The sequence below is a fragment of the Glycomyces sp. NPDC049804 genome, assembly GCF_040674615.1.
GTDB lineage: Bacteria > Actinomycetota > Actinomycetes > Mycobacteriales > Micromonosporaceae > Glycomyces > Glycomyces niveus.
The window spans coordinates 1-8648 of record NZ_JBFAMQ010000036.1; the positions used below are offsets into that span (position 1 = coordinate 1).

Annotated in this window: 6 protein-coding genes; 3 read left to right on the forward strand and 3 right to left on the reverse strand. The window is 71.3% G+C overall.

The features are described from left to right. The first annotated feature begins 1615 nt into the window (after positions 1 to 1615). The gene (locus AB0K52_RS25450; protein ID WP_363537286.1) at positions 1616 to 2761 is read left to right on the forward strand and encodes a DUF418 domain-containing protein; all 1146 of its coding nucleotides are present in this window, start codon (positions 1616 to 1618) and stop codon (positions 2759 to 2761) included. Positions 2762 to 2822: 61 nt separating this feature from the next. Here the strand turns inward: AB0K52_RS25450 and AB0K52_RS25455 are convergent, their stop codons facing one another. The 3 genes from AB0K52_RS25455 to AB0K52_RS25465 are packed head-to-tail and all read right to left on the reverse strand — an operon-like array spanning position 2823 to position 5926. Further along, a complete protein-coding gene (locus AB0K52_RS25455; RefSeq protein ID WP_363537289.1) occupies positions 2823 to 4337 on the reverse strand; it encodes a tripartite tricarboxylate transporter permease in 1515 nt (504 codons plus the stop codon). A gap of 12 nt (positions 4338 to 4349) precedes the next feature. Beyond that, complete coding sequence (locus AB0K52_RS25460) at positions 4350 to 4931, reverse strand: tripartite tricarboxylate transporter TctB family protein (RefSeq protein ID WP_363537292.1); 582 nt, start codon at positions 4929 to 4931, stop codon at positions 4350 to 4352. After that, positions 4928 to 5926 carry a tripartite tricarboxylate transporter substrate binding protein gene (locus AB0K52_RS25465; RefSeq protein WP_363537295.1) on the reverse strand — a complete coding sequence of 333 codons (999 nt, stop codon included), beginning with the start codon at positions 5924 to 5926 and terminating at the stop codon, positions 4928 to 4930. The genes AB0K52_RS25460 and AB0K52_RS25465 overlap by 4 nt, the downstream gene beginning before the upstream one ends. Positions 5927 to 6026: 100 nt before the next feature. Between AB0K52_RS25465 and AB0K52_RS25470 the strand changes: the two genes are divergently transcribed. Together AB0K52_RS25470 and AB0K52_RS25475 are read left to right on the forward strand one after the other, a co-directional pair. After that, positions 6027 to 7718 (forward strand): ATP-binding protein, encoded by a 1692-nt coding sequence (locus tag AB0K52_RS25470; RefSeq protein WP_363537298.1) that lies wholly within the window; start codon positions 6027 to 6029, stop codon positions 7716 to 7718. Continuing rightward, complete coding sequence (locus AB0K52_RS25475; RefSeq protein WP_363537301.1) at positions 7715 to 8413, forward strand: response regulator; 699 nt, start codon at positions 7715 to 7717, stop codon at positions 8411 to 8413. Before AB0K52_RS25470 ends, AB0K52_RS25475 begins: the two co-directional genes overlap by 4 nt. The last annotated feature ends 235 nt before the right edge of the window (positions 8414 to 8648 follow it).

An 8648-nucleotide genomic window follows, 5' to 3' on the forward strand; every position in this document is an offset into this window, starting at 1 on the left:
AGTGCTTTGAACGAGGCACACCACGGCAAGACCAGTGAGACCGCCAGCGCGCGTAGGGCACTGCTCGGCCGGGCAATCGAGGACCCGGGCTCGCATCGCCGCACGCGCACGGCGAACAGGACCTCGTACACCGGCGTCATCATGGTGCGCAGGGGAAGCACGATGCGCCGAGGTGCCGCAGTGCGCTCTCGGGACGGATCGCCGCAGCAAGGCGAATCGCCTGGGAGGGGGACACACTGCAAGGGCTCGCATGCAGTGCCGGGAGACCGGGCACGCGCATGGGACCCGGCGATCGCATCTGGCGTGGTGAGCGCCCACAGCGCCTCGCGACAGGAGCGCGGGATGCGGGAGGCACCGCCGGTCAGGACAGCGGCGGGCGGAGCACCCCGAGAGGGGCGGCACGAGGCCCAGCGGTCACCGCCGCCAGGCGGCAGGCCGACTTACGGGCTGTCCGCCATCCGGGGGTCGCCAGGGCGCGGGCCGCAAGGTCGCCGAGTGGCCGCTGCCAGCCGGACAAGGCAAGCGGCGGACAGAGGGCAATGCGCTCGGCAGTGCTGGCGGGGCTTGCCCCTTTGGTGTCAACACCAAAGGATCAAGGCCCGGCCTTGGTACACAAGGCGAAGCCGGTACCAGGCCGGTAGGGGGAACGCGGTCCGCCCGAGGGCGGCTCGGCGACGGACATCGAGGGAGGGATGAGACACCGGAGCAGGACACGTTGAGCATGGCCTTGCCCTGGGAGACTCGGCACCTCACCGGCTTCCACGCGCACGTCACAGCCATAGCCACTGCCGCCAGTGCTGCCGACGCTAGACCGACCCGTCGGACCCGCCCCAGTCCCGGTCCCGCCGCCCCGCGCCCTCGTTCGCGTCTCGCTGCCGCACAAGACGGGCACACCGGCCCAGCGCCCCGCCGACCCCGGCACGGCGGACCGAAAACCCGCTCCGCCCTCGCTGAACGCTTGGGCCGCGACCGAACCGGCACCTCAGCCCGGCGGCCCTCCCCAAGGCGGTCCCCTCGCCGGCCGTCGCTGACAGGGTTGAGCTCCGCCGGATCGGCGCCCCGAACTCGTCAGCCCACACCAAAGCAACAGCCTGCCGCCTCCGCCGCTGACGGCTTTGAGTTCGGCCGAAGCGACGCCCACCCCGGCGGCCCTCCCCATGGCGATTCCTTCGCTGCGCCGTCGCGGACAGGGTTGAGCTCCGCCGGATCGGCGCCCCGAACTCGTCAGCCCACACCAAAGCAACAGCCTGCCGCCTCCGTCGCTGACGGCTTTGAGTTCGGCCGAAGCGACGCCCCACCCCGGCGGCCCTCCCCATGGCGATTCCTTCGCTGCGCCGTCGCGGACAGGGTTGAGCGCGACTGAAGCGGGGCGGTCGCCGGCGTGAGAGCCGGAAGCGCATCACTCGCTGTGCCATCGCCGATCGATCAGACCCTGATTTCGTGGACCGGGCTCCGGCGACACTCTTCCGCCCCGTCTGCCACCAAAGTCGCAGCCGGCGCGTGACCATCCGACTTTCGGGGCGGCCGGACCTGCACCTCCGGTCGCCCCGCCCGGGCTCGAAAGTCCATGCTGCGGAAGGATTCTTTCGCCGCCCCGGCGCGCGAACCTGAATACATGCAGACCTCTACCGCGGCGGCGCCGGTCGCCGAACAAGCACCCGCGTCGAAGCGCCAGCCGCTCCTCGACGTCCTGCGCGGCGTCGCGATCCTCGGCACACTCGCCACCAACGTGTGGCTCTTCACCGGCTCCCACGGCGAGGCCGGCCCCCTGCTCGGCTTCGCCCTCGCCGGGGACAGCGCCTTCGGGGCCGTCTTCCAGCTGCTCGCCAACGGCAAGTTCCTGTCGATGCTCACCGTCCTCTTCGGCGTGGGCCTGGCCATCCAGTACCGGTCCGCGGAGAAGCGCGGGCGGCGCTGGCCCGGCCGCTACCACTGGCGGGCGCTGTTCCTCTTCGCCGAAGGCACGATCCACTTCGTGCTGCTGTTCGCGTGGGATGTGCTCATGGGGTACGCCGTCACCGCGATCACCGTCGCCTGGCTCCTCAAGCGCTCCGAGCGGGCGCAGCAGGCCGCCATGTGGACGGCCGCGAGCCTGCACCTGGCGGTCGTCGGCCTCGTCACCGCCGCCACGACCGTGGGCGGCCTCGACCCCGAGCCGAACCCGGAGGTCCAGGCGGTCTACGCGTCCGGCACCTGGTGGGAGCAGGTGCAGTTCCGCCTCGACAACGCCCTCGCGTTCCGCGTCGAGCCGATCATCACCTTCCCGCTCCTGGTCTTCCTGTTCCTCCTGGGCGTCAAGCTGTTCCGCTCCGGCGCCTTCAAGACGGACGAGCACGGGCGACGCATCCGGGCCCGCCTCATGGGCTGGGGCCTGGGGCTCGGCCTGCCGCTCAACGCCGCCGCACTGTACTTCCCCGAGGCGTTCTACCTGGAGCGGTACGTCATCGCGCCGGTGGTCATGCTCGGCTACATCGGCCTGGTCGGGTTCCTCGTCGAACGCGTCCGCCGCGGCCCGGTCATGGCCTCCCTGGAGTCCCTCGGCCGCACCGCCTTGAGCGGCTACATCCTCCAGAACCTGCTCGCGTCCATCGCCTGCTACGGCTGGGGCCTGGGCCTCGCCGCGAAGTTCGGCGGCGACGCCTGGTTCGTCCCGGTCCTGTGGCTCGCGATCAGCGCGGTCCTCCTCGTCGGCGCGAACCTCTGGCTGCGGCGCTTCTCGACCGGCCCGGCCGAGATGCTGCAGAAGTCCATGCTCAAATAGGAAACCCGAAAAAGGCGCGGGTCCGGTGCAACACCGGACCCGCGCCTCCCCCTCTATCCGGTCAGGCCGCGACCAGTTCGCGGTCCTTCGCGGCGCGACCGCGACGGCGCAGCCACGACACCAAGGGCCACAGGGCGATCACGGCGATGACTCCGTAGACCGTCCACGACACCGGCCCGCCGATGAGACCGGACAGGTCCCCGCCCGAGAGCTGCAGCGACATCCGCGCCTGCCGCTCGGCCATCGGGCCGAGGATGAGCCCCACGATCAGCGGCAGCACCGGCAGCCCGAAACGGCGCATGGCCAAGCCGATGAGGCCGAGCGTCAGCAGCAGGAACAGGTCGAACGGCTGCGCGTTCACCGCGTACGCGCCCATCGACGCGAAGAACAGGATGCCCGCGTACAGGTACGGCTTCGGGATGCGCAGCAGCTTCACCCACACCGGGATCAGCGGCAGGTTCAGCACCAGCAGCATCGCGTTGCCCACGAACAGGCTCGCGATGAGCGTCCACACCAGCGCCGACTCCTTCTCGAACAGGAGCGGGCCCGGCTGGATCCCGTAGTTCTGGAAGGCCGCCAGCATCACCGCGGCCGTCGCGTTCACCGGCAGGCCCAGCGCCAGCATCGGCACCATCGTGCCCGCCGCCGACGCGTTGTTGGCCGCCTCCGGCCCCGCGACGCCCTCGATCGCGCCCTTGCCGAACTCGTGCTTGTGCTTCGAGAAGCGCCGCTCGAGGATGTACGACAGGAACGTCGGCAGCTCCGCCCCGCCCGCCGGCACCGCGCCGAACGGGAAGCCGAGCGCCGAGCCGCGCAGCCACGGGCCCCATGAGCGCCGCCAGTCCGACTTGCCCATCCACACCTTGCCGACCGGGATGACGTCCCCGGTGGCGGCCTTCAGCCGGGCGGCCGTCCACAGCGCCTCGCCGACGGCGAAGACGCCGACCGCGACGATGATGATGTCGACGCCGCTGGCCAGCTCCGGCACCCCGTACGTCAACCGCTGCTGCCCGGTCACCGCGTCGATCCCGATCGTGCCGATGACGAGGCCGACGAGGAGCGAGGCGAACCCGCGGATGCGCGAGGAACCGAGCACCGAGGCCGTCGCCATGAGCGCCAGCACCATGATCGCGAAGTAGTCCGGAGCGCCCAGCGTGATCGCGAACTGCACGGTGATGGGCGTGACGAACACCAGCGCCAGCGTCGCGATGGTCCCGGCGATGAACGAGCCGATCGCCGCCGTCGCCAGCGCCTGCCCGCCCCGGCCGTTCTTGGCCATCTTGAAGCCTTCGAGGACCGTCACGACCGATGACGACTGCCCGGGCGTGTTCAGCAGGATCGACGTCGTCGAGCCGCCGTACATGCCGCCGTAGAAGATGCCGCCGAACATGATGAACGCCTGCGTCGGCTCCATCCCGTACGTGATCGGCAGCAGCAGGGCGACGGCCATCGCCGTCCCGAGCCCGGGCAGCACGCCGACCGCCGTGCCGATGGTGACGCCGATGAGGGCGATGAGCAGGTTCCCGGGAGTGAGGATCGCGGCGAACCCGTCCATCAGGGAGTTGAGGTTGTCCATGGCCGGGCCTTCCTAGAGGATTCCCTGGAGGACACCGGCCGGGAGGCCGACGCCGAGGCCGATCGCGAACCCGTAGAACGTCGCCAGCGAGAGCGCGACGGCGGCCGCGAGCGCGATCAGATAGCGGCGGGAGCCGAGCACGATCGCGCTGCCCCAGAACAGGATCGACCCGGAGATGACCCAGCCGAGCCAGTCGATGAGCAGGGCGTTCGCGATGAACACGGCGCAGAGCAGGCCGAGGGTCCTCCAGTCGAAGTTCCCGTCGTCCTCGCCGTTCTCGGCCTCGCCCCGACCGCCCCTGACGACGTCGAGCGCGTAGAACGCGGCGACGACGAACAGGAGGACGCCCAGGATGATCGGGACCGGCTTGGGGCCGATGGGGTCGTTGGAGGCGGTGAAGCCGCCGAGGCGGGCGGCGTCGACGATCACGAGGACGCCGAGCACCGCCAGGAACCCGCAGACCCACAGTTGGGCGAGGTCGGGCTTGCGCGGGCCGCTCACACGCTGAGGCACCGCTGCCGGTTCGGAGGCGTCGGTCGCTACCGCGCCGGTCGCCGCCGCGGCTTCGACCGCGTCGTTCTCGGGGACGGTCATGCCAGGCCCAACTCCTGGAGCGTCGCCGCCACGGCCTGGTCCTGCTCGGTGAGGAACGCCGCGAAGTCGTCGCCGGTGATGAACGCGTCGGTCCAGCCCTGCTTCGCGAGCTCGTCCTTCCACGCCTGCGAGTCGTGCATGGCGGTGAGCGCGTCGATCCACTTGCCGCGCGCGGCGTCGTCGATCTCCGGGGGCGCGACCCAGCCGCGCCAGTTGGTGAACTCCAGGTCGATGCCGGATTCGACGAAGGTGGGGGCGTCGGGCACGACGTCGACGCGCTCGGCGCCGGAGACGGCGAGGACGCGCAGCTGCCCGGCGTCGATCTGGTCGATGAACTCGCCCACGCCGCTCGCGCCGAACGCGATCTTCTCGCCCAGCAGCGCGGGCAGGAGCTCGCCGCCGCCGTCGTAGGAGACGTAGTTGACCTGGGTCGGGTCGATGCCGACGGCCATCGCCAGCTGCATCGGGAGCAGGTGGTCGGGGCCGCCGGGGGAGGAGCCGCCGCCGACGGTGACGTTCTTGAGGTCCGCCGACCAGGCCGCGACCAGGTCGTCCATGGTCTGGAACGGGGAGGCGGCGGGCACGACGATGGCGCCGGACTCCTCGACGAGCTTCGCGAGCGGCGTGGTGCCGGTCAGCTTGGCCTCGGAGTTCTGGGTGTAGGAGGCGCCCACGACGCCCAGTCCCATCTGCATGGCGAGGTCGCCGTTGCCCGATTCGCTCACGGTGCGCTGGAGGCCGACGGTGCCACCGGCGCCTTCGAGGTTGAACACCTCGATGGCCTTGGCGATGCCTTCGTCCTCCATGATGCGGGCGATGGAGCGGGCGGTCGTGTCGTAGCCGCCGCCGGGGCTGTTGGGGACCATGATCCTCAGACCGGTGAGGGGACCGCCTTCGGTGCCGCCTTCCTCGGCGGTGACACCGCAGGCAGTGGCCGCCGAGACCACCGGAACGGCCGCCGCAGCGCTGAGGAGGGCCCTCCGAGAAAATTTCATCGTCGTTGCTCTTTCATTTCGAGGGATACGTGAGAGACGATGGTCACCCTGACGTGGCCCCGGCGTCAGCCTTGTGTCAGTAACGATCATTGAGTTCATTGTGTTCAGGTCCCGAATCCGCCCAGCCCGCCGCTCGACCCTCGCCGGTCAGCTCCTCGTCTTCCAGCTGACGGTGGTCCTAGTCGTGCTCGCCGCCGTCGCGGGCGTCTCGCTCGCGCAGTCGCAGGCGGTGTTCAGCGCCGAGCAGGGCCGCAGGGTCACGCAGCTCGCCGAGAGCCTCGCCTCCTCCGACCTGGTGCGCGGCCAGCTGCTCGCGACGGCGCCGGCGCCGTCGCAGACGCTCGCGCCCGAGATCCAGTCGAGCCTGGAGCGCTGGCAGGTGTCGTCGGTGACGATCGCGGACGCCGAGGGCGAGGTCGTGGCGTCCACGAATCCGCTGCTCATCGGTACTGAGCTGCCGTTGGCCCCGGGGGTCCTGGAGGGGCGTGGCTGGCGCGGCGAGATCGAGCTGGGCGGGCGCACCGAACTGGCGGGGCAGGCGCCGGTGCTCGGTCCCGTCGACGGCGAGGCCGACGGCGAAGGGGACGACAGGATCGTGCAGCTCGGCGTGGCCGTCGTCGGCCAGGAGGTGCCCTCCCCGGCCGCGATGCTCGCCGGGGACAGCCCCGACCTGCTGCTGTACCTCGGGATCGCGTCGGCGCTCGGCGTCGCCGGGTCCTGGCTGCTGGCGCGGCGCATCAAGCGGCAGACGTTCGGCATGGAGCCGCGCGAGATCGCCGGGCTCGCCGAGCACCGCGAGGCGATGCTCTACGGGATCGCCGAAGGGGTGGTCGCCCTCGACGAGCAGCACCGGGTGACGCTCGTGAACGATGTGGCCCGCCGCCTGCTCGACCTGCCCGACGAGGCTGTGGGCCGCACCGTGGCCGAACTCGACCTCTCGGCCCGCTTGCGCGACGTCCTCACCGGCGCGGCCGAAGGCGCCGACCAGGTCGTCCTCCAAGGCAACCGGGTCCTCGTCGTCAACCGCATGCCCGTCGCGAAGGACGGCCGCCCGCTCGGCTCCGTCGCCACCCTCCGCGACCGCACCGAACTCGCCCAGCTCGAACGCGACCTCGGGTCGTTCCGGTCCACCGCCGAGGCCCTGCGCGCCCAGGCGCACGAGTTCGACAACAAGCTCCACACCATCTCCGGCCTCATCCAGATCGGCGAGCAGGACGAGGTCGTGCGGTACATCGACGCGCTCAACCGGCACCGGCAGTCCCTCGACCTGCACATCGCCGAGCCGATCCGCGACAAGGCCATCGCCGCCCTGCTCATGGCCAAGTCCGCGCAGGCCTCCGAGCGGCGGGTGCGGCTCGACATGGTCGCCGAGAGCGCCCTCGCGCCCCTCGCGGCCGAGGACTCCGCCGACGTCGGCACCGTCCTCGGCAACCTCGTCGACAACGCCGTCGAGGCCGCGGCGGGGGTCGTGCGCGACGCGCCCCTGCCGCGCCGCTCCGACACCGACGCGTGGGTGGCCGTCCTGATCCGCGAAGAGGCAGGGGCCGTTCGGATCACGGTCCACGATTCGGGCCCCGGCGTCCCGCCCGAGACCGCCAGCGAGGTCTTCGAGCACGGGTACACGACCAAAGCCGCAGCTGGCGAGCGTGGCATCGGGCTTGCGCTGACCAGGCTCGTGTGCGAGCATCACGGCGGCTCGGTGGCCCTCGAGCACACCGAGCGCGGCGCCCGCTTCACCGCGGTCCTGCCGCTCCTGCACGAACCCTCTCGCCCGGTGAAGGAACCGACATGATCGATGTGCTGGTCGTCGACGACGACTTCCGGCTGGTCAACATCCACCGCGGCTTCGTCGAACGCACCCCCGGCTTCCGCGTCGTCGCCGCCGCCCGCAGCGGCGAGGAGACCCTGGCCGCGCTCGCCGAGTTCAAGCCCGACCTGGTGCTGCTCGACCTGTACCTGCCGGACGTGTTCGGGCTCGACCTCCTGCCGCGCATGAGGGCCGAAGGCCACGAGTGCGACGTCATGGTGATCTCGGCGGCCCGCGAGGCCGAGGCGGTGCGCGCGGCCGTGCGGCTCGGCGTCGTCTCCTACCTGCTCAAGCCCTTCAGCTTCGACGACTTCGCCGAGCGCCTCGAGCAGTACGCGAACCGCCGGGCCGGCCTCGCCGCGGCCGCGGTGCGCGACCAGGCGGACGTGGACCGCGCCTTCGACCGGCCCACGACCGGCCCGATCGCGTTGATGCCCAAGGGGTTCAGCTCCGAGACCGCGAAGCTCGTGGAGGCCGCCCTGCGCGAGGCCGAGAGCTCGCTCTCAGCGGCCGAATGCGCCGAGCGGATCGGCGTCTCGCGGGTGAGCGCCCGCCGCTACCTCGAGCAGCTCGCCGAGACCGGCCGCGCCGAAGTCGCCCTCAAATACGCGGGCCGGGGCCGCCCGGAACGCCGCTACCGCTGGCGCCGCCCGGACGATTCGCGACACGTCTCGGCGTAGCCTTCCCAGCGCCGCTCAGGGCAGACTTTCGGCGTAGACGCAGTTGGCGAAGGGTCGGTGACCGAACTCCGCGCGCAGGCGGAAGACGAGCGCAACGAAGTGGCCTACTCGGGAGCTTGCACCTTCACCACCCGCGCGGGCGGGCGCATCGCCGCGATCGTGCCCGCTGATGAGGCCGACGTGCTCGAGGAAGCCGAAGACGCGCACCTCGTGCAGCTCGCCGATGAGGCCCAGG

What these genes read in the sequence shown, in the direction of transcription:
- AB0K52_RS25450 (WP_363537286.1), top strand. Translation starts at nt 1,616, where the DNA reads ATGCAGACCTCTACCGCGGCGGCGCCGGTCGCCGAACAAGCACCCGCG.
- AB0K52_RS25455 (WP_363537289.1), bottom strand. Translation starts at nt 4,337, where the DNA reads ATGGACAACCTCAACTCCCTGATGGACGGGTTCGCCGCGATCCTCACT.
- AB0K52_RS25460 (WP_363537292.1), bottom strand. Translation starts at nt 4,931, where the DNA reads ATGACCGTCCCCGAGAACGACGCGGTCGAAGCCGCGGCGGCGACCGGC.
- AB0K52_RS25465 (WP_363537295.1), bottom strand. Translation starts at nt 5,926, where the DNA reads ATGAAATTTTCTCGGAGGGCCCTCCTCAGCGCTGCGGCGGCCGTTCCG.
- AB0K52_RS25475 (WP_363537301.1), top strand. Translation starts at nt 7,715, where the DNA reads ATGATCGATGTGCTGGTCGTCGACGACGACTTCCGGCTGGTCAACATC.